The sequence below is a fragment of the Butyricimonas paravirosa genome, assembly GCF_032878955.1.
Classification (GTDB): domain Bacteria; phylum Bacteroidota; class Bacteroidia; order Bacteroidales; family Marinifilaceae; genus Butyricimonas; species Butyricimonas paravirosa.
Genome location: NZ_CP043839.1, coordinates 2336598 through 2362859, shown reverse-complemented (window position 1 = coordinate 2362859; position 26262 = coordinate 2336598). Strand labels below are relative to the sequence as shown.

Annotated in this window: 21 protein-coding genes; 19 read left to right on the top strand and 2 right to left on the bottom strand. The window is 42.6% G+C overall.

The features are described from left to right. The first annotated feature begins 24 nt into the window (after positions 1-24). From F1644_RS09855 to F1644_RS09840, 4 genes are all read left to right on the top strand, one after another. A complete protein-coding gene (locus tag F1644_RS09855) occupies positions 25-993 on the top strand; it encodes a DUF4843 domain-containing protein (protein ID WP_118303914.1) in 969 nt (322 codons plus the stop codon). Between the two features lie 38 nt (positions 994-1031). After that, positions 1032-2651: a PKD-like family lipoprotein gene (locus F1644_RS09850; protein WP_118303916.1), complete on the top strand. Its 1620-nt coding sequence runs from the start codon at positions 1032-1034 to the stop codon at positions 2649-2651. 2 nt (positions 2652-2653) lie between these two features. Then, a complete protein-coding gene (locus F1644_RS09845; RefSeq protein ID WP_118303918.1) occupies positions 2654-3754 on the top strand; it encodes a redoxin domain-containing protein in 1101 nt (366 codons plus the stop codon). A gap of 150 nt (positions 3755-3904) precedes the next feature. Further along, positions 3905-5314 (top strand): alpha-L-fucosidase, encoded by a 1410-nt coding sequence (locus F1644_RS09840; RefSeq protein ID WP_118303920.1) that lies wholly within the window; start codon positions 3905-3907, stop codon positions 5312-5314. A gap of 149 nt (positions 5315-5463) precedes the next feature. Here the strand turns inward: F1644_RS09840 and F1644_RS09835 are convergent, their stop codons facing one another. After that, entirely contained in the window at positions 5464-7062 is a 1599-nt protein-coding gene (locus tag F1644_RS09835; RefSeq protein WP_118303922.1) for a YfcC family protein, read from the bottom strand. Between the two features lie 110 nt (positions 7063-7172). Between F1644_RS09835 and F1644_RS09830 the strand changes: the two genes are divergently transcribed. The 6 genes from F1644_RS09830 to F1644_RS09805 all read left to right on the top strand — a co-directional run bounded on the left by F1644_RS09830 (position 7173) and on the right by F1644_RS09805 (position 12219). Next, positions 7173-8681 carry an RNA-binding domain-containing protein gene (locus F1644_RS09830; RefSeq protein ID WP_118304030.1) on the top strand — a complete coding sequence of 503 codons (1509 nt, stop codon included), beginning with the start codon at positions 7173-7175 and terminating at the stop codon, positions 8679-8681. After that, positions 8656-9393, top strand: coding sequence for a tRNA lysidine(34) synthetase (locus F1644_RS09825; RefSeq protein WP_118303924.1), 738 nt, complete (start codon positions 8656-8658; stop codon positions 9391-9393). The genes F1644_RS09830 and F1644_RS09825 overlap by 26 nt, the downstream gene beginning before the upstream one ends. Positions 9394-9691: 298 nt before the next feature. Then, on the top strand, positions 9692-10168 hold the full coding sequence (gene greA, locus F1644_RS09820; protein ID WP_087421496.1) for a transcription elongation factor GreA: 477 nt from the start codon (positions 9692-9694) through the stop codon (positions 10166-10168). Positions 10169-10237: 69 nt separating this feature from the next. After that, positions 10238-10630 carry an HIT family protein gene (locus tag F1644_RS09815; RefSeq protein ID WP_087421497.1) on the top strand — a complete coding sequence of 131 codons (393 nt, stop codon included), beginning with the start codon at positions 10238-10240 and terminating at the stop codon, positions 10628-10630. 56 nt (positions 10631-10686) lie between these two features. After that, entirely contained in the window at positions 10687-11178 is a 492-nt protein-coding gene (locus F1644_RS09810; protein ID WP_118303926.1) for a PaaI family thioesterase, read from the top strand. Positions 11179-11583: 405 nt separating this feature from the next. Beyond that, positions 11584-12219, top strand: coding sequence for an HAD family hydrolase (locus F1644_RS09805; RefSeq protein WP_087421878.1), 636 nt, complete (start codon positions 11584-11586; stop codon positions 12217-12219). Between the two features lie 5 nt (positions 12220-12224). Here F1644_RS09805 and F1644_RS09800 read toward each other — a convergent pair whose 3' ends face one another. Then, a complete protein-coding gene (locus F1644_RS09800; protein WP_087421499.1) occupies positions 12225-12776 on the bottom strand; it encodes an RNA polymerase sigma factor in 552 nt (183 codons plus the stop codon). Between the two features lie 114 nt (positions 12777-12890). Here F1644_RS09800 and F1644_RS09795 point away from each other — a divergent pair, with 114 nt between their 5' ends. The 9 genes from F1644_RS09795 (at position 12891) to F1644_RS09755 (ending at position 26258) form a co-directional block, all read left to right on the top strand. Next, positions 12891-14066, top strand: coding sequence for a FecR family protein (locus tag F1644_RS09795; RefSeq protein ID WP_118303928.1), 1176 nt, complete (start codon positions 12891-12893; stop codon positions 14064-14066). Between the two features lie 89 nt (positions 14067-14155). Beyond that, the gene (locus tag F1644_RS09790; RefSeq protein ID WP_118303930.1) at positions 14156-17494 is read left to right on the top strand and encodes a SusC/RagA family TonB-linked outer membrane protein; all 3339 of its coding nucleotides are present in this window, start codon (positions 14156-14158) and stop codon (positions 17492-17494) included. 11 nt (positions 17495-17505) lie between these two features. Next, positions 17506-18966, top strand: coding sequence for a RagB/SusD family nutrient uptake outer membrane protein (locus tag F1644_RS09785; protein WP_118303932.1), 1461 nt, complete (start codon positions 17506-17508; stop codon positions 18964-18966). Between the two features lie 7 nt (positions 18967-18973). Continuing rightward, a complete protein-coding gene (locus F1644_RS09780; RefSeq protein ID WP_158571849.1) occupies positions 18974-19717 on the top strand; it encodes a DUF4843 domain-containing protein in 744 nt (247 codons plus the stop codon). Between the two features lie 37 nt (positions 19718-19754). Next, entirely contained in the window at positions 19755-21263 is a 1509-nt protein-coding gene (locus F1644_RS09775; protein WP_118303936.1) for a PKD-like family lipoprotein, read from the top strand. Positions 21264-21369: 106 nt separating this feature from the next. After that, complete coding sequence (locus tag F1644_RS09770) at positions 21370-22482, top strand: TlpA disulfide reductase family protein (RefSeq protein WP_158571850.1); 1113 nt, start codon at positions 21370-21372, stop codon at positions 22480-22482. 29 nt (positions 22483-22511) lie between these two features. Next, positions 22512-24614, top strand: coding sequence for a S46 family peptidase (locus F1644_RS09765; protein ID WP_118303940.1), 2103 nt, complete (start codon positions 22512-22514; stop codon positions 24612-24614). 4 nt (positions 24615-24618) lie between these two features. Then, positions 24619-25158, top strand: coding sequence for a L,D-transpeptidase (locus tag F1644_RS09760; RefSeq protein WP_229128273.1), 540 nt, complete (start codon positions 24619-24621; stop codon positions 25156-25158). Between the two features lie 8 nt (positions 25159-25166). Next, entirely contained in the window at positions 25167-26258 is a 1092-nt protein-coding gene (locus tag F1644_RS09755; RefSeq protein ID WP_118303942.1) for a TlpA disulfide reductase family protein, read from the top strand. The last annotated feature ends 4 nt before the right edge of the window (positions 26259-26262 follow it).

Here is a 26262-nt window from a genome sequence, read left to right as displayed (position 1 = left end):
TCATTTAAACGCAAAGTATAGAATATGAGAAATATATATGTTATTATAAGTGTTTTGTTATTCTCTTTAGCGGCGTGTCAGGAAAAGGAGATTCTCGGCTACTCGATAGAACGGGATGGTTTGCAGTTCGATTATGACACGAATGAAATGAGAGTGACGGTTGATTTTATGCAGGAGTATAGAATTGATACGGTATGGTATTCCGGAGTCCCGGGTGAGGGATATTATTACACGTCAAGATGGTATACCGGAGATTCTTTGCTGAAAAAGAAAATTCAATTGAATTTGTCCATGATGGGGCATGCCGTGGATTATGACCGGGAATTTCGGTTGAAAGCGGTGGTGGCGGAAGGTACGGATGAAGTGGCAAAAACTTTCTTGGAGTTTGAGCCTTCGTACGTGTTCCGTGCCGGACAATTGAAAGACACGGTGGAAGTGTACGTGTTGAATCCGGGTGCTAGGGTGAACTACACGATTGGTATTGTTTTAGATACGGAGAATTCCGATCCTTCATTGGAATTGGGAGCAACGGAAAAGAATGAATATCAAGTGCTATTAAGTAATCGTTATCCACAGCCGTCTCAATGGGATGCGAGTGTTGTCGGGGAGTTTAGCGAGGACAAGTATGCATTCATGGTAACCATTTTGGGGAAATTGTATGATCCGTATGCCAACTGGAGTTCTGATATAGCCACGCTGTTAGAGGCTTTGAATGAATACAATGCTTCACATCCCGGAGAAGAGAAAGATTTTACATTCCCGGAACCTCCGGCTCCTACTTGGTGGAGTACGTTTGAACACATAATCGGAGAATATTCTATGGCCAAGAATCAATTTATGCAGGAGGCTTTAGGGTATGATTATAACTATTTCGGTTGGTGGTGGATAGAGGATGAGGCTGGAATGAACCAACGCTTACGGGATGCCTATGACGAATATAACGCTGAACACCCGGATGATCCGCTACCGTTCGAACAATTCCCGGTTATATGAGAGAAAGATTATTCTATGATTCATAAAATAGAAAAACAATGAAAAGATTAATATTTATAGTCGGATTTGTTGCGTGGTTTCTTGTCGGATGTTATGATGATAAAGGAAATTACGACTACAAAGATATAAACACGATTGATGGGCTTACGTTTATGCCTACACCGATTACCGTGGAAGAAGGAAATACGTATCGATACGAGTACCGCCAGCCGGCACAGGAAGAATTGAAGGTGACCTACTCTCCGGTATTTACCCAAAGTATGGTGGAAGGGGAGGATAACGTGGAGTATTTGTGGACGGTGGGATACAAGGATGGTTCTGAGAATGTTGTGGATAGCGTGTTCACGAAAGAACTGGAACTGGCTTATCCTCCAAAGAAAACAACTAGGTATAATGTTAAATTCCGGTTGAGTGATAAGCGGACAGGTGTTGATCATTATCGTGATTTTACCATGACTACGAAAGTGCCGTTCGTGAATGCGTGGTTTGTCCTGAATGGCCCGGAAAACAACAGGAAGTTATCGACCGTGGAGGAACCGGATTCCACGAGCCCGATCATCAGTTATGATGCTTATAAGGATTTGTGGAACAGGGAACGATTCCAAAAAGCGGAGGCTTTGTCGTACGTGAATTTCCTGACTCATATGGATGGTGGGGATAAGTATGAAAATTTATATGTTATTCAGCGGGATTCTGTTGCTTTGATGTTGCCTTTCGTGTTGGAAGACCGGAAAGATTCCAGATCGTTATTTGCACCGGGAGCTAACCCGAATAACTTGGTTTATAGTGAATCTCATCCTTTGAGCAGGTATGCTATTGCCGTGGATAATAACGGTAAATTCTATCATTCGGGAGGAAGCGGATATTATTTTGCCGGTTTGGCTGAAAGCGACGTGCAGAATTACGTGATCGACAAGATTTATATGAGTAAAGCGGGTTTTACCACGATTTGGGATAAAACGAACCGGAAATTTATGTCGTTTGATCCTGCTACAAATCAGTGTTACAACATCACGAGTTCCGACGGGAGTTACCCGCAAAATGCGGTTGAATCAAACACGGTAGAGATAAGTGATTTCCCGGTGGAAGGATTGTCGGAAGTTGTTAACGGGACGACTCATTTGATGGAGATTTTGTGGTTGGGGCAAGGAGTTACTTCGGGTTCCGAAGAGACCGGAGCAACAGCTATTGGCGTGATGACGGATACCTGTTACATCTTCTATATAGAGGCTAGTGATAAGGGAAAATCAATGAGGGCCGAAGAGTCCCCGATTAAGGTGACGAGAGTGAATTTGGGAGAACTCGGGTTTGACCAGAATACTTGTTTTGCCACGTCTTCCGCTTATGCAGAACAATTTTTTTACACGAAAGAGAGTAAGGTGTTCTTGTTTAATACCGTAAGTAAAGAATCGATAGAATTGTATGATGCGGGTGACGTGATCACGAAGTTGAAGTTCAGGTCTGATACTGATGCTAGTTTTCCGGATAATTCTTCCCCGTACCGTTGCTTGGGAATTGTCGTGAATGTGGCAGGTGCGGGTGAATTGCATGAGGTAATTTTGGACGAGGCGGGGGATTTCGTGACTTCACATACGTTTACCGGTTTCGGAGAGATAAAAGATTTGATTTTTACAACAGTAATGAGAGTGATTCAATAGATATGTATAAGTTATTTAGTCAATTGTTTATAATTGCTTTTTTCCTTTTCCCCGGATTATCTTTCGGGGAAGGAAAGAAGTTCACAATTAACGGGAAAATACCGGAAATGCCGTCAGGCAGAATGATAGTGATTTCCCAATTGGTGGACCGGGTGGATACGTTGGGGCGAGGGGATATTCATGGCGGGAAGTTCGTGGTGGAAGGAGAAATAAATGAACCTTGCGTGGCATTGATTTACGTGGAAGGGTATGGCGGAGGCTTTGTTTTTATTTTGGATTCAGATGCTCCTTACGAGATGGAATTGTTCCAGTCTGGTAAAAGCGTAATTAAAGGAGGAAAATTACAGAGCGAGTTAATAGCATACCAGAAAATTGTTTCCGAAGAAAACGAGAAAATTAAAGCTGCACGGGCAAAACTGGCGGAGGCAAGCGAGGCGAAACATTTCCGTACAGCAAGTGAATTGCAGAAGAAGTTGGATCAAGTGATGGCAGATGCGCAATCTCGTTTAGGTGAGGTCGTGGAGAGGAATAAAGATAACGTGTTTGCAGCTTATATCCAGACGGCGGGTATGGAACATCTGGATTTGAGTCGTTTGAAGGAGTGTTACGCGAGTTTGACGGATAAAGCAAAAGCAACAGGCCCCGGTAAGTTAGTGGCAGCTCGAATTCAGGCGTTGGAAGGGGTTGATGTAAATGCTATTGCCCCGGATTTCACGCTACAAACACCGGAGGGGGAGGACGTTGCCTTGTATGACGTGAAAGGAAAATTGAAGATCATCGATTTCTGGGCATCTTGGTGTGGGCCGTGTCGGATGGAGAACCCGAATATGGTGAAACTGTATGCTGAATTTAAAGATAAAGGTTTGTCCGTGATCAGTGTCTCCTTGGACGAGAAAAAGGATAAGTGGGTGGAGGCAATCAAGAAAGACGGGTTGACTTGGTTACATCTTTCTGATCTGAAAGGATGGCAGGGCGACGTGATAAAGAAATACAATATTGATGCTGTTCCGACGATCTTCGTGTTGGATGAAAATAATCGTATTATAGCTAAAAATCTGAGAGGAGAGAAATTGAAGGCTTTTGTCTCTGAACGATTGAAATAAGGTTTGTGTTTTAAAATGTAAAGGGAATCCGATAAGTGAAATTGGATTCCCTTTTTTGATTGTGAGAAGATGATGAACTTTAGACATGGACTCTTTTTTATATATTTGCAAATGTTTGTGTAAAATATATGAATTGTAAAAAAAATAGTCATGCGGAAAGTATTATTGAGTGTGATTCTTGTCGGATGGAGCATATTATTATATGCCCAGTACGAGGGAATGGAATATTACCGGGAACAGGACCCGGCGGTACAAGCGAAATTAGAACAGTGGCAGGATTTGAAGTTTGGTTTTTTCGTGCATTGGGGACCTTATAGCCAGAAAGGGTATTGCGAGTCGTGGACGATTTGTTCGGAAGACGTGGATTGGATTCAACGGGACACGACGATTTCTTATGACGAGTATTACTGGAATTACGTGGGATTAAAGAAGACGTTTAACCCGGTGAAGTTTAACCCGGAATACTGGGCTGATCTGGCAAAAGAGGCCGGAATGAAGTATTTCGTGTTTACCACGAAACACCATGACGGGTTCTGTATGTGGGATACCCGGGAAACGGATTACAAGATTACTTCCGAGGAATGTCCTTTCCATACGGCTCCGAATGCGGATGTCGTGAAGGAGTTGTTTCGGGCCTTCGGGGAAAGAGATTTCATGATCGGGGCCTATTTTTCAAAGCCGGATTGGAATAGCCCTTATTATTGGTCGGATCGCTGGCAACATGGGGATCGTAACGTGAATTACAAGATCAAGGAGCACCCGTGGATGTGGGAGAAATTCTGCAACTTTACTTATAATCAGGTGAAGGAACTGATGACTGGTTACGGGAATATAGATATTATCTGGCTGGACGGGGGATGGGTGGCCCCGGAGAATCGGGGACAGGATATTAAAATGGATCGGATTGTCGATATGGCTCGGGAGTATCAACCCGGCCTGATTGTCGTGGATCGCTGGGTTGGAGGGAAGTACGAGAACTACCGTACCCCGGAACAGAAGATTCCCGAAAAGCCGTGGGAGTACCCGTGGGAAACGTGTATGACGATGGCCAATCAATGGTCGTATTTGCCGGGTGATAAGTATAAGTCTACCCGGGAACTGGTGCATTACCTTGTGGACATTGTCAGTAAGGGAGGAAATTTCCTGTTGAACGTGGGTGTGGATGGTAACGGGGAGATCCCGCCGGAAGGAATCAAAATTATGAAAGAGATGGGAGCGTGGATGAAGGTTAACGGAGAGGCAATCTACGAGACTCGGCCAATTGCACCTTACAAAGAGGCGAAGATTTGTTACACGAAACATAAGAATAACGGGAAAGTGTATGCTATTTATCTAAATGATGAAGATGAACCGAATCCGCCCTCACAGATTATGTTGTACAGTATTAATCCGGCTAAAGGGGCTAAAATCTCGTTGTTGGGTTATAAAGGGAATTTGTCATATAAACGAGTTGGGAATGGGGTGTTGGTGACACTACCGCCTTCTTTCGTGAAGAACCCGGCTTGTGGTTACGCATGGGCATTATGTGTTTCTGGAGTTAATGATAAAGAGGCTGTCTAAAAAGCCAATTTTAAACAACTACCCCCACTAACTCCCCCTTACACAGGGGGAGAAACCGCTTGGTAGTCAACTCTCCCCCTGTGTAAGGGGGAGCTGGAGGGGGTAGTTTGTAGATACTAGATAAAGCTTTTTAGACAGCCTCTTTATCATTAGAACCCATTCAACTGCATGGTTGCCGTGGGAATCAATAACACGAAACCGATAATGACAAGCAGCAGGATGAATTTCCAGAAGAATTTCACCCAAATATCGTAAGGAATACGGGCAATTCCCAAAGCGCCGATCAGCACGCCGGAAGTCGGGGTGATCATGTTCGTGAATCCGTCCCCGAACTGGAAAGCCATCACGGTGGCTTGTCGGGATAGCCCGATCACGTCGGAGAAAGGAGCCATGATCGGCATGGTGAGAGCGGCTTTGGCTGAACCCGATGGAATGATGATGTTGATCATGGTTTGGATCAAGTACATGATTCCTAGTGAAAGTACACGTCCTGCCTCACTCATCAGGCTTGCCAGCGAGTGAAGGATCGGGTCTATAATATGTCCTTCCTGCAAGACAATGATGATACCCCCGGCCAACCCGACTACTAGTGCGGCAGAAAGAATATCTTTTACTCCCGCGATAAAGAGTTTGACAATACTATCTGCATTTTCCTTGGCTGCGAATCCGGAAAGGATTCCCATGGCAAGGAATAAACCGGATATTTCGGGCAGATACCACCCGTAGCCCATCACTCCCACGATTAGGAAAAGAATCGTGAAACCTAGGATTGTCAAGATAAAAAAGTGGAAAGATTTCCGTAAAGAAAAATATCCGATCAAGGCAAATAGCACGGTTAATGCCGGAACAACAAATGTGGTTAGACTGGAATGTTCCCCGATGGATAGTGTCGTGCGGGGGAAATAACAGGAGAAGAGTACAAGTCCGGAGAGGATAAAAAGATAAACCACCCAAGAAGAAGTGTAACTTTTATATTCGATTTCTTGCGTGTTGTCCACTTTTTCCTGTCTCCAATGGCTATCCAAGTTATACACGAGAGAGGCTTTGGGATTCTTTTTGACTTTTGCCGCGTAGCGTAGTACCCAAGCAATCATGATCACGTTAAGGATGGCCCAGCAGAAAACCCGGTATTCAAACCCGGAGAATAGCGGTAGGTCTGATAATCCTTGTGCAATACCGATCGTGAAAGGATTCAGAATAGCTCCCGCAAACCCGACATGGGCGGCGACGTAGACCATACATACTCCCGTGAGAGAATCGTAACCCATGGATATGGCCAGAGGAACAATAATAATGACAAAAGCCAGCGTCTCCTCGCTCATCCCGAAGATCGCCCCAAAACAACTGAACAGGAGCATGACCATGGTGATAATGATGTTATTGACCCCTAGTTTACGGATAATCCCGATATGTTCGAGTTTCTGAGTGGAGCGTAAGAAGGAGAAAATTCCCACGTCGATGGCCTTGCTGTTATTCATGATCCAGAAAGCACCTCCGATGATCAGGATAAAAGCGATAATTCCGGCTTGTTTCTCGAATCCGTTGAAAAGGGCCGAAAACACCTGCCACGTTTGCGGGCTTTTGGCCACCTCGTGGAATGAATCGTTCACGATTACGGTACGTTCCACTCCATTGACATCGACGGTTTCCCGGGCATATTCCCCGCCCGGTATAATCCACGTCAGGATGGCACAGATGATAATGATTGAGAAAACAATGGTGTAGGTGTGCGGCACTTTCTTTAGCATAACGGGCTGTGTTTTAGATTGAGGGTTCAAATTTACAAATATTTGTGAGAGAGCAACAATATGTGGCGTGGAATTCTTAAATTTGCATGAAAGAAGTAAATCATAACCGTATGGACTCATGTTTGCAGGATAAAATATTGGCGGGGGAGAGTAAAGTCTTGGAATTCAAAGAAATTCTGCCGCAAGGGGATAAAATAGCGAAAACTGTTATTGCATTCTCTAATACTAGCGGGGGGCAATTAATTATCGGGGTTGGAGACGACAGAACGATAAAAGGCATTGACCCCGACGTAGATATTTTTGAATTGCAGGATAGAGTGGCATCCATTATCTATGATTTATGTTACCCGAATATTCTTCCCGAATTTTACACGACAAACGTGGATGGAAAGTTATTGTTTATAATAGAGGTCTATCGTGGGAATCTGTTGCCTTACTATTTGAAAAAAGAAGGGCGAAATCATGGTACTTACGTGCGGATAGGAAGTTCTAACCGTAAAGCAGACGTGGAGACCGTGATCGATTTGGAGCGGCAAAGAATAAATAGAAGTTTTGATGAGGAGATCTGTTTTGACACGTCTTTTGATAGTCTGGATTTGACCCCGTTGCAGAAAAGGTTCGAGGCGAGGGGGAAGATCCTTGATATAGAGAAGTTGAAAAGTCTGAAACTCGTCCAAGAAGAACATGGGCATTTGTATCCTTCACAAGCTTTGTTAATTTTGTTAGGGGTACGGGAAAATGCCACCGTGAAGTGTGCCCGTTTTAAGGGAACGACCATGGGATCATTTATTGATAAGAAGGAATATTCGGGAGACCTTTTTTCTCAATTGGATCAAGTCGAGATGTTTATAAAAAACCATCTCCATTTGGCGGGAGTGATTAAGGGGTTACAACGAGAAGATCGGTACGAGATCCCGATGGAGGCGATTCGGGAAGTTATATTGAACGCTTATGTACATAGGGACTATATTAATTTAGGGCGGGATATAAAAGTCGGTATTTATGATGACATCGTGAATATTGTTTCCCCCGGGGGATTCCCGAGTTCGATTACGATTGAGGACGTGCTTGCGGGACGCTCTGAAACGAGAAACAAGGCGATAGCCCGTGTGTTTAAAGAGTTGGACTATATCGAACAATGGGGCAGTGGAATAAAGAGGATATTTTCATGGTGCGAAGAGGCTGGGGTTGCAAAACCGTTGATTACTGAAAAAGGAGATTTCGTGGATGTCGAGTTGTATCGGGAATACACGAGTGTCCAAGAAAGTGTCCAAGATGATGTGGGTAAAAAGTTGACTGTCAGTGAAAGTGTCAGTGAAAGTGTCAGTGAAAGTGTCAGTGAAAGTGTCAGTGAAAAAAAACGAATAAATCTGAATGAAAAACAAATAATGACGTTAGAATTTTGTTCGTTACCTCGGACAAGTAAGGAAATATTCGATATGTTGGAAGTGACGTATCATTCAAGAAATATTAAATTATATATTACCGCATTAGTGAAACAGAAGTTACTTATACGGACTAATCCCGATAACCCTAAAGATAAGAACCAAAAATACATAACAACAGAGGCAGGGAAATTATACGTAGAAGAGAATGATAACAGAAGAAAAACAAGATAAAGTATTTACCCGGGATTTCTTTCGAAAGGTGGGGAAAGCGATACATGATTATAATTTAATAGAGGACGGGGACCGGATTTTGGTAGGAGTTTCGGGCGGGAAGGATTCATTGGCCTTGTTGGAAGTGTTGGCCATGCGCGCCAAGGACCCGAAACAAAATTACACGGTCATAGCGGCTCATATCGCGGTGGAGGATGTCGCTTACGAAGTGGACAGCGATTACTTGCGAGCGTTTTGTGAACGTCTGGGGGTGGAGTATGTTTACCGGACGATCCGGGTGGACACGACGGTGAATCCCAAGAAACCGGCTTGTTTCGTGTGTTCATGGCATCGGCGTAAGATGCTTTTCGATATTGCCAAAGAGTATGATTGTAAGAAACTGGCCTTAGGCCATCACCGGGATGATGCCGTGGAAAGTCTTTTGATGAGCATGATGTTCAACGGAACGATTTGCAGTATGCCTGCCCGGTTGGAAATGTTCAAGAATACGTTCACGCTTATTCGTCCATTAATCTATCTTTCGAATGACGAGACGTCACGATATGCCGAAATGCGGCAGTTTAAAAAGCAAAAAAAGCATTGCCCCCATGAAAAGGCAACGAACCGGGATGCCGTGAGTAAGTTGCTTGACCAGATGGAAATAATTTCTCCCCATGCCCGGAGCAATTTGTTTGCAGCGATGCAAAATATCCGGGAAGATTACTTGCCTTGATGCTGTTTATATACCGGGAAATGATAAAAACGGAATCGAATGATTTTTAAGTGATCCTCCTTTTCCCGCTTGTAGAGTGGAAAAGATAGTTTTTTCTGTATCAGATAAATGGCATCGAATTTTTTAAATAAAAATATTTGTGGGGAAAAATTGTTTTATTCAAAAAAAGGTCCTAATTTTGTCTTCAGGAGGTGAGGATTCCAGAGAGAATGGAATTCTTAACTAGATAAAGGCACTTATTGGAGGATAAGTGTCATTTATTTTTTTATGTACAAATCAAGATCTTAATATAACAATTATGACAAAGAAGGTATCTTATGTAACCAAAGAAGGGCTGAAAAAATTGCAGGATGAACTGGACAATCTGCAGAATGTAGAGCGCCCTAAGATTTCTAAGGCAATCGGAGAAGCCATCGAAAAAGGAGATATCTCCGAGAATGCAGAGTATGATGCGGCGAAAGATGCCCAGGGATTACTGGAGGCTAAAATCGCCCAGCTACAAGATATAGTTTCCAATTGCCGGATCATTGACGAGTCACAGATCGACACGTCAAAAGTTCAGATATTGAATAAAGTGACGATCAAAAATATAAAGACAAAGGCAACGATGACTTATACTTTGGTGTCAGAAAGTGAGGCTGATTTCAAGGCTGGTAAGTTGTCGATCACCACTCCTATCGCCAAAGCTTTGATCGGTAAAAAGCTAGGGGATAAAGTAGAGGTGCAAGTGCCGGCCGGATTGATGGAGTTTGAGATCATGGACATTTCAATTTAATTGAAAACGGAGAACGAGAAAGATAAAAGTTAAAAGCTAAAATCTAAAATTTTAAATCTAAAATAGATCATGGCTTCAATTTTCACGATGATTATTAACGGGGAGATTCCATCTTACAAGGTGGCCGAGGATGAAAATTATTATGCATTCTTGGATATAAATCCCATGCAGAAGGGACACACGTTAGTGGTTCCGAAGAGAGAAGAAGACTATTTGTTTGACCTGACGGATGAGGAATTAGCCGGGATGATGGTGTTTGCCAAAAAGGTGGCCAAAGCAATTAAGAAGAGTATCCCCTGCCAACGAGTGGGGGTAGCCGTGCTGGGCTTGGATGTTCCACATGCTCATATTCACTTGGTTCCTTTGGTTGAAGGCAACGAGTTGAACTTCTCTAACCCAAAGAAACAATTCCCGAAAGAGGAAATGGAAGCTTGTGCTAAGCTGATTAATAGCAATTTGTAAAAATATTAGACAATTTATCATGAGGGACGCGACCACGTCCCTTTTTTTATCAGAAGATGGAAAGAAAAAAACTATACAACGCTTACGAGCAACACGAGGGATATAATTGTTTCGGTTGTGCATCCGGAAATGAACATGGTTTGCGCTGTGAATTCTATGAAGAAGGGGAATATATTACTTGTCATTGGATGCCCCGACCTGAATTTCAAGGTTTTTTTCACGTGTTACACGGTGGAATACAGGCAACATTGATGGATGAAATCGCGTGTTGGAACGTTTTTGCGAAAGTGAAGAGTGCGGGAGTTACGGTTGAATTGACAACGAAATATCGTACTACCGTTTATTCCGATCGGGGGGAAATATTCCTGCGTTCCCGTATCGTGGAACAAAGTACCCGTTTGGCAAAGATGCATGTGGAATTATTCAATGCGGATGGAACGTTGGGTAGCGAGGCTGATGTGGTTTATCGGATTTTCCCGGAGAACGTGGCTCGTCAACGGTTAGGATGGACGGGAATCGAGGCGTTTCATCCCGAGGAAAATGAGTAAACATGGTGGAGGCCCGTGTAATGGGAAATGAGCCGGGAATGATACTTAATTTTGATGAGGTTTGTCAAAAGTTTATCTTGAATTAATGTAAAATAATGTTATTTAAATGCTATCGTTGTGTTATCATAAAGTAAGCCGCTCCCATTCCGCTCCCATTCCTGTCCTATTCCGCTCCTATTACAATAATAAAAAATTAGAGATAGATAGTAGAAGTTAACATTTGTATGAGTAAATAATAACATGATGATTATTGTGTAAATCATGAAATTTGTCAGGATACTCGTTTTGCATGAATAGATCATTACTCGAACTCCGTTTTTCAATTCAAACGGGAAATGATTACCTTTGTCGGGAAAGATTTACACGTGGTGTAATGGCCGTTTGAATGCAGAAATAATGAATGATATGGAATACAAGAATGTGGTTTGGGATTGGAACGGGACGTTGTTGGATGACGTGAAAATTAGCGTGGATACAATTAACGTGATGTTGGAACGGAAACATTTGGGGAAATTGACGGTGGAGGAATACCGATCGATCTTCGGGTTTCCCGTGAAGCCTTATTACGAATCGATCGGATTTGATTTCACGCGGGATGACTGGGAAGCCGTGTCGAGAGACTTTGTGAATATCTATAATGATTTGGCGAAAGACGTGGAGCTGACTCCCGGTATTATTCCAGTGCTGGAGGGAATAAAGAAAAAAGGCATACGGCAATATATATTATCCGCATTGAAAGAAGATTTATTGACCGGAATGTTGGAGCGATTCGGTATTCGGGAATATTTCGATGGGGTTTGCGGATCAAATAATATTTATGCGGATGGGAAGGTGGCACGAGGGGAGGAGATGTTACGGATGTTCCCGATTGTCCCGGGAGAGACGGTCATGGTCGGTGATACTCTGCATGATGCAGAAGTTGCAGAAGCCTTGGGGTTTGATTTCAGATTGTATGCCGGGGGACATAATAGTGCGGAACGCTTGGCGGAAAAAGGAATCGTGTTACAACGAATGGAACAACTTTTGTCGGAAGGCTGGTAGGCGACTTATATTCCGAACAGTACGAATTTCAAATTATTTCTGAGGATGGCCAAGGCACGCTGGAAGTGGGTCTTCACGGTTGTCTCTGCGATGTCCATTTGTTCCGCAATTTCACGGACTTTCTTCTTTTCCACGACGTGTAACAAGAGAACTTCCCGTTGTTTTTCGGGTAAGGATTCCAGAATATATTTCAACCGTTCGTGGATGTCCTCGTCGATTTCCGGGTCTTCCACGCTGGAGAATAGCATGGCTTCGATGATTTTATCCTGATGTTTATATTGGATATTTAGAGAGCGGAGATAGTTCAAGCAATTATTTTTGACGATACCTAATAAGTAATAGAATACGGGTTGAGTTTCATTATAACGTTCCGGGTGAGACCACAGGGAAAGAAAAGCATCCTGTACGAGGTCTTCAGCGTCATCCCAATCGTAGAGGTAACGCATGGCGTATTGCTGTAATTTGTTGAAAGACGTTCGGTAAAGCTCATGAAAAGCCTCTTGATCATGTTTTTTGATCAAGTGTCCCAAGTCGTCTTGTACAGTAAACTGATCCATCGTTGACATCTTATTTCGGACAAAGATAAATTTTTTTTTGGTATCGTGTCATCCGTTTTTGAATCTCATGTTAATTAGGAGTAAAATGTAACATCTGATTAAGCGTGTTGACTTATGGATAAGAAAATTAATATTAGCTGGGATATTCTGGTGAAAAAGGTACGGTGGGGATTGACACCGGAGGAGGAGAGTGCATTCCGGGAATGGCTGGCTCAAGATAAAAGTCATGAAGTATATTTTGAACGAGTGCGAAAGGTTTGGGATGCGGATGAGCCGACTTCTTCTTTAAAGTCAAATCTGTCCAAGGTGATGACTCGTTTCGATGCTTACGTGGAGAAAGAGAAAGAACTCCGCCGTCGTCGGATAATGCGGAACGTGTACCGGTATGCTGCCTGTTTACTGGTGGTTTTGACCGTGGGGGGAGGAATGTGGTTTTTTAGCCAGAATGACGAGTCGGTTAAAGTGGAACCCAAGATGGCCCAAGAGATTCTTCCGGGAGGAAATAGGGCAATTATTCTTTTGGCAGATGGGGAAAAGGTGGACGTGGAGTGGTTGGCCGATTCTAGTCGTTATAAGGTAGATGGGGTTGAAGTCACGACGGAAGAGGGAAAGATTCGATACATGGGAAAAAGTAACACGAAAGTGGAGTATAACACAATCATGATCCCGAGAGGTGGGGAGTATCAGGTGGAGTTGAGCGACGGGACAAAGGTTTGGTTAAACGCGGAAACTCAATTAAGGATTCCAACGACGTTCGTGGGGACCGAGAGAAGGGTGTTTTTAAAGGGGGAGGCTTATTTTGACGTGACGAAAAATGATAAACAACCTTTTATCGTGGAGACGGATCTGGGAGAGGTTAAGGTATATGGGACGCAGTTTAACGTGAAATTTTATCCCGAGGAGCGAGAGATAAAGGCCACGCTGGTAGAAGGAAATATCGGTTTTAGGAGCGAACAGGTGGCCGAGTTGAAAATAAAACCGGGGTATCAGTTAAGATTGGCGGAGGGGGCTAAAAAGCCGGAGGTGAAACCCGTGAAGATTTATAACGAGATTGCGTGGAAGAATAGAATGTTTTGTTTTGAGAGCGAGAGATTGGAAAGTATTATGGTCAAGTTGGAAAGGTGGTATAACGTGGATGTTGTTTTCGAGGACCCGGCGTTGAAAAACTTTAAGTTTTCGGGAAATCTGAATCGCTATGATAATATAGACAAGATATTACATTTTTTTGAAGAAGTGTTCGATGTTAAATTTGTTGTGGATGGAAATACGATAAAAGTGATGCGAAAATAAAAAAAGCAGAGAATGCATTCTTTGGTCGGCAAACTTTAGATGGCATTCTCTACACGGTGATTAATATTAACAATTAATTTTACAAATGTATGAAAAAAAGGACACGTGACAGGCATGTGCGGTCTGTATTTTTGCAAAAAATTTTACTGGTGGTGTTTTTAATGTTCTCTTTTTCGTTGTCTTATGCGGCGAGAGAGGACTCTACGAAACTGGTTAATTTTACGGTGAAATCGGAGTCATTGAATAATGCCTTGATCAAGTTTAAGGATTTGACCGGAGTGCAGATTCTTTTTAATGAAGAGCTTTTGGGAGATAAGGCTTGTAAGGATTTGAACCTGGTGAATGTTACCGTTGATGTTGCTCTTGGAAAAATTTTGGAAGGAAGTGGATTCATGTATTCTAAGGTTGACGGGGTTTACGTGGTGAAAAGAGCCTCGGAACAAAAGGATGCGCAAGTGAAACCCCGGGTATTTACCGGCGAGGTAGTTGACGTGAAAGGGGAGCCTTTACCGGGGGTAACGGTTATCGTGAAGGGAACCACTTTTGGAGGGGCGACGGATGTGGATGGAAAGTTCGAGTTGTCGCTTACTTTGGAAGGAGAGGTAACCTTAGTATTTTCGTTCGTGGGGATGGAAAGCCAAGAAATCGTGGTGAAGGATCAAAAGCCTTTGCGGGTGGTTTTAAAGGAGAGTTCCGAGAGTTTGGAGGAAGTGGTGGTTACCGGTGTCTTCGAGCGTAGGGCAGAAAGTTTTACCGGTTCGGCAACAACGGTTACCCGGAAGGAATTATTAAAACGGGGAAACCAAAACCTGATCCAGAGTTTAAGAAATATGGACCCGGCGTTGAATATTTCCCAGAATTTATCTTTCGGTTCGGACCCGAATAAGTTGCCGGATATGGATTTGCGGGGAACCTCTTCGTTTCCGGATATTAAAGGACAATACACGTCGAATCCGAACTTGCCTTTGTTTATTCTGGATGGTTTCGAGACGACCTTGGAGAAGGTGATTGATTTGGATATTAACCGGATTGAAAGTGTTACCTTGTTGAAAGATGCCGCGGCAAAAGCAATTTATGGTTCTAAAGCGGCGAACGGGGTAATGGTTATTGAAACGGTTCGTGTGCAATCCGGAGAGTTACGGGTGAATTATATCGGTTCTTTGAATTTGGAGATGCCTGATTTGAGCAGTTATAATTTGTGTAACGCCAGAGAGAAATTAGATTTGGAATATCAGTTGGGCGCTTACGAGGGAATAACTCCCAAGCAGGATTTCGAGAAGACACAATTGTATTACCATAATCTGGAAGAAGTTGAGAAGGGGGTAAACACGGATTGGTTGTCTAAGCCTTTGCGTAATGGAATCGGACATAAGCATACGTTGAATTTTGAGGTCGGTACGAGTGAGCTGAGAGTAGGGGTAGATCTTTCTTACAATAATATCGAAGGTGTTATGAAGGGGTCTAAACGTAACACGATCGGGGGAGGATTCACCGTAATTTATCAATATAAAAAGTTGTTGTTCCGGAATCAGTTCTCGTTTTCAACCACGAAGTCGGAGGATTCTCCGTATGGTGAATTCTCGGAATATGCCAAGTTAAATTCTTATTGGCGTCCTTATAATGAGGATGGAACATTGCGGAAATATTTGGGCGTAGGTCCCGTGCTTTCGGAAAAAGTGTATAACCCGTTGTTTAATGCAACCATTAACACGACGTATAAGAAGAATTACACGGATTATACGAATAATACTTATTTGGAATGGAATATCCAGCCGGGGATGAAACTCGTGGGACGTGTCGGTTTGACGAATAGAATTAGCGGGGGAGAAGAATTTTTGCCGGGAAGTCATTTGAAATTTATAAATACGGCAGAGGATGATTTTTTCAAACGAGGAAGTTACAAGCAAACATACGGAAAATCATTTTCTGTAAGTTCGGATATAAACCTGAATTATTCTCATAATTGGGACAAGCATATTTTGTTTGCTAACTTGGGGGCTAATATTCGTAGTAGTAATTCGGAAGAGTACATCCATTCGGCTGTCGGGTTCCCGAATGATAAGATGGATAACATCATTTTTGCAAAGCAATATGCCGATAATTCAAAGCCGACGGGAAGCGAGTCTATTGACAGGGAAGTGGGTGCTTTGTTGGCGGTGAACTATTCATACGATGATCGTTATTTGGCTGACTTTTCGTTGAGAGCAAGTGCCTCTTCTCAGTTCGGATCAGATAACCGGTGGGGAACTTTCTGGTCTGCCGGTTTGGGATGGAACGTGCATAATGAGGCTTTCTTTAAAGAATCCGGTGTGGTGAGACAATTGCGATTAAGAGCGTCCATGGGATATACAGGTTCTCAGAACTTTAATTCATATCAAGGGATGTTGTTGTATAATTACTTCACGGATGATTCTTATCTGGATTTTATCGGAACTTACCTGGAAGGGTTGGCTAACAGCAAATTGAAATGGCAGCAAAAATTTGACACGAACTATGGTATTGACGTGAATTTGTGGGGGCGTTTGAACGTGAAGTTCGATTACTATCGTTCGGTAACCAATAATTTGCTGACCGATATTACGACTCCGCCCTCTTTGGGATTTACCAGTTACAAGGATAATTTAGGTAAATTGTTAAATACCGGGTACGAGTTTAACGTGAATTATTTGGTGCTTTCTCGTCCGGAAGACCGGATGTCATTGAACGTGTTTGTTGCCGGAACTTCCAACAAGAACAAGATTAAAGAGATTTCCAATTCTTTGAGTTCTTTGACGAGTTCGCAAGATAAAGAGGCGGCCAAGTCGAACAAGCCTTTCGTGCGCTTTGTCGAGGGACAATCTTTGAATGCTATCTGGGCTGTTCGCTCTAAAGGAATTGATCCATCCAGTGGTAAGGAAGTTTTTGTACGTCCGGACGGGACGTTAACAGACACGTGGTCGGCTTTGGACCAGGTGGTTTGTGGAGATACCGAGCCGAAGTTGATGGGAAATGTTGGTTTTACTTTTGAGTACAAAGGATTATCCGTGTCTTTCACCGGGTTGTATCGTATCGGGGAGTATATGTATAATCAAACCTTGGTGGACAAGGTTGAAAATGCCCAGTTAAATTATAACGTGGACAAACGGGCTTACTATGATGCATGGCTGAAAGAGGGTGATAATGTACAATTCAAGAGTATCGGGGCTTGGAACAAACCGACTCAGGCAACTTCCCGTTTTGTTCAGAAGTTAAATGAATTCGATTTCTCGGCATTGTCGATCGGGTATGATTTCTATCGGTTTGGTTTCGTGGAGAAATGTGGATTGGAAAGATTGCAGTTGCAATTTAATATGAATGACATAGGTAAAATATCTTCTGTCCAGATTGAACGAGGAACTTCATATCCTTTTGCCCGGTATTGTTCGTTTACGTTGAATGTTAACTTTTAAGAAACCTGAAGATGAAAAAGAGAATTATATACAGTGTGTTACTGATTCTGACCGTGCTGGTAAGTTCTTGCGAGTCATGGTTGGACGTGGAACCCCGTACGAAGGTGAAGTCTGATGATCTGTTTGAAACAGAGGCAGGTTTTAAGGATGCTTTGATCGGGGCTTATACTTTGATGAAAGCGGAGGCTCTTTACGGGCGTGAATTGACTTACGGGTTTATTGATGTTGTGACAGGGCCTTATGCCGCTTATAATAATCAGGTGTACAATGAAGTTGCACAATGGAAATATTTGACCAGTACAACCGTACGGGCGCAGATTGATGCCATGTGGAGTAAGATGTATAATATGCTGGCCAATGTGAATAATCTATTGGATAATATTGATAAGCGTCAATCTGTTTTCACGGGTGATAATTATAATATTATCAAGGGAGAAGCATTGGGATTAAGAGCGTATATCCATTTTGACTTGTTGCGTTTATTTGCATCGGCTGCCGATTTGAATAAAGAGGCAATCCCGTATGTAAAAACCTTACAAATCGAAGTTCCTCACGTGTACACGGGGAAAGAGGTGTTGGCCTTGTTGAACGAGGATATTAAAAATGCTTTGACTTGTCTGGAAAAGGACCCGATTCGGGAAGGAAAATTGAAAGATCTTTCCGGTGATGGGTTTATGAATGCCCGCCAGATGCGTATCAATTATTTTGCGGTGAAGGCATTACAGGCTCGTGTTGCCATGTGGGGGGATGATCTGGAGACTGCCAAGGCGGCTGCCGGGGAGATTTTGGAAATAGCCGATGATATTTTTCCTTGGGTAACGACAAGTGCTATTTCCGCAACAGAAGATAAAGATCGAGATTTCACGTTCTCTACCGAACATATTTTTGCTCTTAACGTGAAGGATTTAAAGGATTTGGCTAATAAATGGTTATTGACAGACGGGAGTAGTCAACAGCTTTATTGCCAGAATTACACGATGCAACAATGGTACGAGATCGGACGGGGAAATGCTGTCGGAGGGAATGATTACCGGGTAAACTATATCATGAAACAGCAGGAGACCGGTAGCCGGGATTACGTGATTCGTAAATATTATCAACCGGATAACTATAAAGCAGATTATGCCAAGAGATTACCGATGATTCGTCGTTCCGAGATGGCATATATCATGGCCGAGTGTTTGATCGGAGAAGATGACGCAAAGGCTTTGGAGTATTTGAACGAGGTGAGACGGCATCGGGGTATCGTGTCAGATTTGACGGATGCAAGTAAATTGCGTGACGAATTGACGAAAGAGTATGCAAAAGAGTTTTTAGCGGAGGGACAGCTTTTCTACTATTGCAAGCGTAATGAGCTGACAAAATTCCCTTATGGTTACCAGACGGCGACGGAGGATAATGTTTACGTGTTGCCGAAGCCGGATGATGAAATTGAGTTTGGAGACTATTACACGACAGATGAAACAAAATAAGAGAATTATGAATTGTTATTTTAAATATATCATGCTGGTTGTAGCCTCGGTATTTGCTTTGTCTTCTTGTGAAGAAAAAGATGTAGAGGTTTACGGGAACGAGGCGTATCTGGTGTTTGAAATGCCGGGTTATGGATTGAATAATACTCCTCGGGATTCGATGGTGTTTTCTTTTCCGGCCAAAGGTGATGAATGTGTAGAAGATACCTTGTGGTTTAAAGCTCGTATTATCGGGAAATCGGTTCCGTATGACCGGGAAATCAAGTTCGTGGTGAACGAGGAAACGACCACGGCAAAGAAAGATGAAAACTATAAACTAGACCCTGTCAGTATGCCGGCTAATAGCTACACGGTGGATGTACCTTTGGTCGTGTATCGTGCCGGTTTAAAGGATAAGAGTGTACGCTTGGAGTTGACCGTTGAACCGAATGAATATTTTGGGGTTGGTTTTGAGAAAACGAGTAAAGCCATTTTTTTGTGGGGAGATATGTTTATCAAGCCGGATAACTGGGATTCTTCCAATTATAAGAATTGTTTCGGGGAGTTTACCGAGACCCGTTATGCTTTCATTTTGGAGGCTTGTGGCATCGTGGAATTACCGGACCCGCAGGATCTTGTGACATTAGGGTTTTATAACGCGAAGGTGCGTGAAGCTCTTTACGAATACAATAAAACACATGATGAACCTTTAGAGGATGAACTTGGATTGGTAGAATTTCAGGTTTGGACTGGAACAGGTGGTATCGGATAGGAAAAATATAGATATTGATTGAATTAATTGGAAGAATATGAATAAAAATATATGGATATTGATTATGGGACTTTTCCTTTTCCAAGCTTGTTTGGATGATGAAGGAAATTATTCCTATTCGGATTTGTTACCTATCGAAATTGATTCTTCAAAAATGGCAAATTCGTATCGGATAACCCAGTTGGATTATTTGGTGGTCGATCCGGGTGTTAAACAAGGGGCGGATGATTCAAATTTATCTTACGAGTGGAAGATTTTCCAAGAGTCGAATATGCCTAACACGGAAACGGGAAAGATTGTAAACGATGTGGTTGGGCAAGAAAGAAAATTGAATTATAAGGTGACAACTCCACCGGGAGAATATACGCTTAGTTTTACGGTAACGGATAAACAAAATGGCGTTTCCGAGGTAATGTCTCGTAAACTTTATGTGGAATCTTTTGCCTCGGTGGGATTAATGGTTATGCATGGTGATTCTGATTCGACGGACGTGAGTATTCTGGTAAATGATAGAATTGTTACGGATGCGGCGACAGATGGTGTAAAGCATAATATTTTCTCGATAACTAACGGTCATAGAGCAGTTGGGGTTCCGGGGATGGTTGCCTACGTGAATAATACCCATAATGTTTACGTGTACACGAAAGGAAATCAGGGGGGATTCCGGACGAGAGGAAGTGATTTGGAGATATTGGATGCGTATGCCGATATGTTCACAGAGCCGTTGGAAAGCAGTAAGATCGATTTTCAAGGATATAATTCATGGCTTTACAACGATTTGTTAGTTAACGGAGGAAAGTTGTATTTCGCCAGCCAGTCAACCACTACATTCACGAAGTTTGGTGTTCCTGTTTTTGGTATGGAGTATTATGCAGAACCGTTTATTGGAACTCAAGAACGTGGGTATTATTATGGTATTTTCTATGATCGGTTACAAAGACGTTTCTTGTATATTGATTATAGTAGAACTCCTAAAACGTTTAAAGAAGCCGGGGCTGCAGCCGCTTTCGACATGAATTTGATCGGGAAGGATATGGTATATGCGGAGCATGGATTCGAGAAAAAATGGTATTGCGTGATGCGAGATCCGGATAATGTAGCTGATCACACTATTTACGTGTGTGATTTTTCCAAATTTGACGATGGAAATCGGGGTGTCGGGAAATACAGTGCAAGCGGATGTACGGACATGAAGGATGCCAAGGCATTTGCCGTGGGAAATCGGAGTGAGTTACTTTATTACGCGACAGCGACAGAAGTAAAGCAATGTAATTATACTTCGGGTGGAACTTCAACCTTGCGTTATACCTTGCCGGATGAGTTGATTCAAGCGGGGTATGAAATTAGCATGATGTATTTGTTTAAAGTATCCGGTAAAGAGAATGAAGGTAAACTTCTTTATGTCGGGGTCTATAATTCAACGACAGGGGAAGGAAAATTGCTGGAATGTCCGATCGTGGAGACAAGTGGAGAGGTGCTAAAAGACAAGATTAAGACGTATGAGGGTTTCAAGAAGATTACTCACATGGCTTACAAGTCAAAATAGACCTAAAGTTTAGTATTCTTCAGGGGGAGCATCGGCGGTTGATGTCGGTGTATTCCCTCTGAAAATGTTCGTGTATGTAAAAACTGTATTTATAAAAGAGTCGAGTATGAAAAAGTTTGGTGGATTGATGTATCTACTTTGTATGTTAATATTAAGTGGTTGTAGTGGTGATGCGTGTAAAGTGGATGGTAAAATGAGTGACTTCTCAGGAGAGACAACGGTTTATCTGTTGCGGAGAACGGGTGAGTTCACGCATGATACACTTATGCAAACCGTCATGAAAGACGGGAGTTTCCGCTTGGAGATCCCTCGTGATTTATGGGGTGAGCAATATAGTTTGAAATTTGGAGATAAGCGTTCGTCGGTTGCTTTTTTTGCAGAACAAGGAAATGTACGTATCGAAGGAAGTGGGAAAACGATTTATGATGCAAATGTAACGGGAACACCGGCAAACGATAGTTGGGATCGATACCAGAAGTTCATGTTGGATATCGCCAAGCAACGAAATCTTTTGGGAAAAGAAATAGGTAGCAGTAACGAGTCGGATAGCATTAAACGAGTAAAATACACGCAACTTTTCCAAAAGCTAGAGGGAGAGATCGAACGTTATAAAGATTCATTAGCACAAGCGGATGCAAATTCCGTGGTCCCTTTATTGCTGTATCATCAATCGTTGCAATTGTTGAAATACGATGAGATTGATCGGATATTAGCAAAATTTACCCCTCAATTAGCTGATAACAGGTATTATAAAGAATTGAAAGCACAGGCTGATGTTTTACGTAAAATATCTCCGGGAGTGATGGCTCCTGATTTTGAAGTGAAGACGGTGGATGATGGAACGATAAAACTTTCTTCTTTCCGGGGTAAATATCTTATTTTGGATTTCTGGGCATCTTGGTGTGCGCCTTGTCGGGAAGAGACGGTTTATATCAAGGATATATATAATAAATTTCATGATGCGGGATTGGAAGTGTTTTCTGTCTCCTTGGATGATAAGAAAGCGGCTTGGTTGAAAGCGATCGAGGAAGATGGCATGATCTGGAATCATGGGTGCCAGTTATTAAAAGGCGGTAAAAATACCCCGGTGGCACAACTATACGGGATTGACGGTATTCCGGCTATATGGGTGATTGATCCGGAAGGTAAAATTCTGGCTCAAGGACTTAAAGGGGAAGAATTGGTTGCATTTTGTACCGGATTATTCCAAAATAAGTGATTACTGGGTTGTTTTCTAAATGTTCGAGAATGAAAAAAATAATTATATTACTATTACTGGTATGCCCCGTGCTGACGCTGCGTGCTGATGAGGGAATGTGGCTGTTATCACGTTTGAAACAGCACAATGAGGCTCAGATGAAAAAATTGGGATTGAAAATTCCCGTGGAATATATTGTAGATAGTTTAAGCCAGGCTATTATTTCTTACAATGGAAGTGGGACAGCTTCTTTTATTTCAAAAGACGGTTTGTTGCTAACGAATTATCATTGTGCCTATGCAGCTATTCAACAGAGTAGTTCGGATGAGCATAACTATATTCGAGATGGATTTTGGGCGATGAATCAGGGGGAAGAAATTCCATTGAAGGGAGTTGATATTTCCATTAACCGGGTGATTAAAGATATTTCAGAGGAAGTGAACGCCAAGTTGGTGGGAGTAAAACCGGAACATAGTACAAGATTTGGAGTTGTTAATGGCATTGCGGAAAAATACCGGAAACAATATCCGGGAATGAAAGTGAATATTCGCAGTTACCGGGATTACACGTTGCACGTGCTGTATGTAACGCAATCATTTCAGGATGTTCGTCTCGTGGGGGCGCCCCCTTTTGCAATTGCAAAATTTGGAGGAGAGACAGATAACTGGACGTGGCCTCGTCATGGTTGTGATTTCGCTTTTCTGAGAGTGTATGTATCTAAAGACGGGAAATCAACCGGTTATCATGCCGATAATGTTCCTTATCATCCGGAGGTGTATCTGAAGGTTTCAGCAGAAGGCTATGAAAAAGGAGATTACGCTATGTCAATTGGTTATCCCGGTTTCACGGAACGGAATGCAACTTCTATGCTGATCTGGGAGAGGCAGAACGTGTTGAATCCCCCGTTAATCAAGGTTCGTACGGCCAGACAGGAAATATTGCAGAAGTTTATGCGTGAGGACGAGAGTCTGCGTATAAAATATGCAGAAAAATTTGCATCATCAGCCAATTATTGTAAGAACTCCATCGGGGTAAATCAATGGATTGAGGATCTTGATGTTTGTAAGAAAAAGGCTGAACAAGAACAAGAGTTCTTGAATTCTTGCGAGAATGATTCCGTCCGTCAGGCTTATGCTGGTATGCTTCAGACGATGGAGAAAGGAATTAAAGAATGCGCTCGTTATCGTATTGCTCTAGGGTATTATGTGGAAGTTCGAAATGGGTGTGAAATGCTGAATTTTATTTCCGGTTTTGGGCGTTCCATTCCCTATGTCATGAAAGAAAAAGGGGAGTCCATGAGAAATTTTGTGGTGAATGTGAAAATGCACTACAAAGATTATTCAGAGAAAGTTGATCGGGCTGTGACAAAAGCCTTGTTAAAATTGGTATGGGATGATCTGGATGCAGATTTACAACCTAATTTCGTTGCAACCTTGAAGACAGACTATAATGGAGATATAGATCGTTTTGTTGATGAAATGTATGAACAATCTGCATTTGCTAATGAAGAACGTTTATTGGCCGCATTGAAAAATCCGAATTGGAAAGTTGAAGATGACTTTGCTTATAAAATAGTAGAGCAAATGGAGAAAAAGGATAGGGAGATATTTGCTTTGGTTAGCAAAAAACTGGATGTAGTTCGAAAAGCTCAATACCAGTATAACAAAGGAAGATTGAATTTCCACCAAGAAGATTATTATCCGGATGCAGATAAGACGATCCGTCTTTCTTACGGAACGATTTGTGATTTACCTTTAGGAAACGGAACCGTGAAATCTTACCAGACACGATTAAGTGGGGTGATAGCGAAAGCGGATGCGAACACGGGGAATCCGGATTTCGATTTGCCGGAGAAATTGAGAACACTTTGGGGACGTAAAGATTTCGGGCGTTATGGAGAGAACGGCGATCTGCCGACTGATTTTATCATGAATGGAGATGTTACCGGGGGTAATTCAGGAAGTCCGTTATTGAATGCGAAAGGAGAATTGATCGGGTTGGTATTTGACTGCAACTGGGAGTCCATGACCCGTGATTTCAACTTTGATCAAAATCTACATCGGGTTATTTGTTTGGACGTTCGGTACCTACTCTTTATCACGGAGAAATATGCTCACATGAATTATATTATTGCTGAAATATTAGGGAAGTAATCACATGAAGTTAAAATATATTCTGGCGTGTTTATCGTTTCTCATGATCACGTCAACGGCCTTTGCGCAAAAGGCCGCTTACATTATTGTCTCTAAGGAAGAGATGAAGATGACCGTTTATGATAATGACGGGAAGGAGTTATTAAAATTTCCTATCGCTTGCGGGATGAATTTCGGGCAGAAAGTGAAAGCGGGGGATAACCGGACACCGGAAGGTGTTTTTAAAGTTGTGAGTAAAGAATCTGCGGCACATTGGACGTATGACTTCGGGAAAGGACCGGTGAAAGGGGCTTACGGGCCTCTGTTTATCCGGTTGAGTACTCCGGGGTTTAAAGGTATTGGAATTCATGGTACGCATGATCCTGCAACGGTTCCCGGGCGGGAGACTCATGGATGTATCCGATTGAAAAATGATGATTTGGTGAAGTTGTCTAAATTCGTGGATAAGGGGACAGTCGTGGTTATCCTACCTAGTCGTACGGATGTGCTGGCAACTTTGTCGAAGAAGGAGAATACACCAGAGAAGTTATTCATGTATAAATAAATAAGCGTATGAAGGGATTATTAGGGTTATGGTTGGTGATTTGTGTATGTGCCTGTACATCTAAAGATGTTTGCCACGTGCAGGGGCGTATCGAGGGAATAAAGAATGATGTAGAGATCGCGGTTCTACGTCAGGTCGCCGGGTTTCAGTATGATACGGTGATGAATGTATCTATGCAGGGGGGACGGTTCCAGTTCGATTTGCCGGGAGAATATTACGGGGAAGCGTATGAATTACAATTTGGTAATCTGCCGGGAAGGGCTCTTTTCTTTGCGGAGAAAGGAAATGTACAGGTGCGTGGTCACGTGGATTCTCTTTTCTTCTCCCGGGCATCGGGTACTCGGGGAAATGATGAGTGGCAGAGTTATCAACGGTTTACGAAGTTATTATCGGAAAAGAGAGAGAATGCCATGTTTGCTCCTGAAATGAGAGAGGCGAGCGAGGAAGAGCAGATAGCAAGACGGAAAGTGATTATGCAAGAATACGAGGAAGAATTACTTTGTTTTCAAGATAAGTTGGCCGGAGATGGAAATTCTTTAGCAACCTTGTATAGTTACTGGAAGAGGTATTTGAACATGGATGCTGACGAGATTTATTCGGTTTTAAAGAAATTCGATCAACAACTTGCTGGTAATCGTTATTATCTTGATATGAAGAATCGGGCAGAGACGTTGACTCGGGTGGCTCCGGGAAGTATGGCTCCTGTTTTTACCGCTATAACTTTGGAGGGTGATACCGTATCTTTGGCCGACCTGCGGGGAAAATATGTTATTCTGGATTTTTGGGCGTCTTGGTGTATGCCATGTCGTGCCGAATCGGTTCACGTGAAGGAAATTTATCAAAAACTTCATGAAAAGGGATTGGATGTTTTGTCTGTGTCGTCGGATAAGGATGAACAGGCATGGCGGAAAGCAATAGAAGATGACGGTATGGTGTGGAATCAAGGAATCTTACGAGGTAAGAATAAAAAACACGTGTACGAGTTGTACGGTATAGTCGGAATTCCTGCCATTTGGGTGATTGACCCGGATGGAAAGATTATAGGAAAAGGTTTGAGAGGTGAAAAGTTGAAAGATTTTTGTTCTCAATTGTTTGATTAGATCA

Excerpts from the sequence above, each read along its gene's own strand:
- F1644_RS09855 (WP_118303914.1), top strand. The coding sequence starts at position 25 with ATGAGAAATATATATGTTATTATAAGTGTTTTGTTATTCTCTTTAGCG.
- F1644_RS09850 (WP_118303916.1), top strand. The coding sequence starts at position 1,032 with ATGAAAAGATTAATATTTATAGTCGGATTTGTTGCGTGGTTTCTTGTC.
- F1644_RS09845 (WP_118303918.1), top strand. The coding sequence starts at position 2,654 with ATGTATAAGTTATTTAGTCAATTGTTTATAATTGCTTTTTTCCTTTTC.
- F1644_RS09840 (WP_118303920.1), top strand. The coding sequence starts at position 3,905 with ATGCGGAAAGTATTATTGAGTGTGATTCTTGTCGGATGGAGCATATTA.
- F1644_RS09835 (WP_118303922.1), bottom strand. The coding sequence starts at position 7,062 with ATGCTAAAGAAAGTGCCGCACACCTACACCATTGTTTTCTCAATCATT.
- F1644_RS09830 (WP_118304030.1), top strand. The coding sequence starts at position 7,173 with ATGGACTCATGTTTGCAGGATAAAATATTGGCGGGGGAGAGTAAAGTC.
- F1644_RS09825 (WP_118303924.1), top strand. The coding sequence starts at position 8,656 with ATGATAACAGAAGAAAAACAAGATAAAGTATTTACCCGGGATTTCTTT.
- greA (WP_087421496.1), top strand. The coding sequence starts at position 9,692 with ATGACAAAGAAGGTATCTTATGTAACCAAAGAAGGGCTGAAAAAATTG.
- F1644_RS09815 (WP_087421497.1), top strand. The coding sequence starts at position 10,238 with ATGGCTTCAATTTTCACGATGATTATTAACGGGGAGATTCCATCTTAC.
- F1644_RS09810 (WP_118303926.1), top strand. The coding sequence starts at position 10,687 with ATGGAAAGAAAAAAACTATACAACGCTTACGAGCAACACGAGGGATAT.
- F1644_RS09805 (WP_087421878.1), top strand. The coding sequence starts at position 11,584 with ATGGAATACAAGAATGTGGTTTGGGATTGGAACGGGACGTTGTTGGAT.
- F1644_RS09800 (WP_087421499.1), bottom strand. The coding sequence starts at position 12,776 with ATGGATCAGTTTACTGTACAAGACGACTTGGGACACTTGATCAAAAAA.
- F1644_RS09795 (WP_118303928.1), top strand. The coding sequence starts at position 12,891 with ATGGATAAGAAAATTAATATTAGCTGGGATATTCTGGTGAAAAAGGTA.
- F1644_RS09790 (WP_118303930.1), top strand. The coding sequence starts at position 14,156 with ATGAAAAAAAGGACACGTGACAGGCATGTGCGGTCTGTATTTTTGCAA.
- F1644_RS09785 (WP_118303932.1), top strand. The coding sequence starts at position 17,506 with ATGAAAAAGAGAATTATATACAGTGTGTTACTGATTCTGACCGTGCTG.
- F1644_RS09780 (WP_158571849.1), top strand. The coding sequence starts at position 18,974 with ATGAATTGTTATTTTAAATATATCATGCTGGTTGTAGCCTCGGTATTT.
- F1644_RS09775 (WP_118303936.1), top strand. The coding sequence starts at position 19,755 with ATGAATAAAAATATATGGATATTGATTATGGGACTTTTCCTTTTCCAA.
- F1644_RS09770 (WP_158571850.1), top strand. The coding sequence starts at position 21,370 with ATGAAAAAGTTTGGTGGATTGATGTATCTACTTTGTATGTTAATATTA.
- F1644_RS09765 (WP_118303940.1), top strand. The coding sequence starts at position 22,512 with ATGAAAAAAATAATTATATTACTATTACTGGTATGCCCCGTGCTGACG.
- F1644_RS09760 (WP_229128273.1), top strand. The coding sequence starts at position 24,619 with ATGAAGTTAAAATATATTCTGGCGTGTTTATCGTTTCTCATGATCACG.
- F1644_RS09755 (WP_118303942.1), top strand. The coding sequence starts at position 25,167 with ATGAAGGGATTATTAGGGTTATGGTTGGTGATTTGTGTATGTGCCTGT.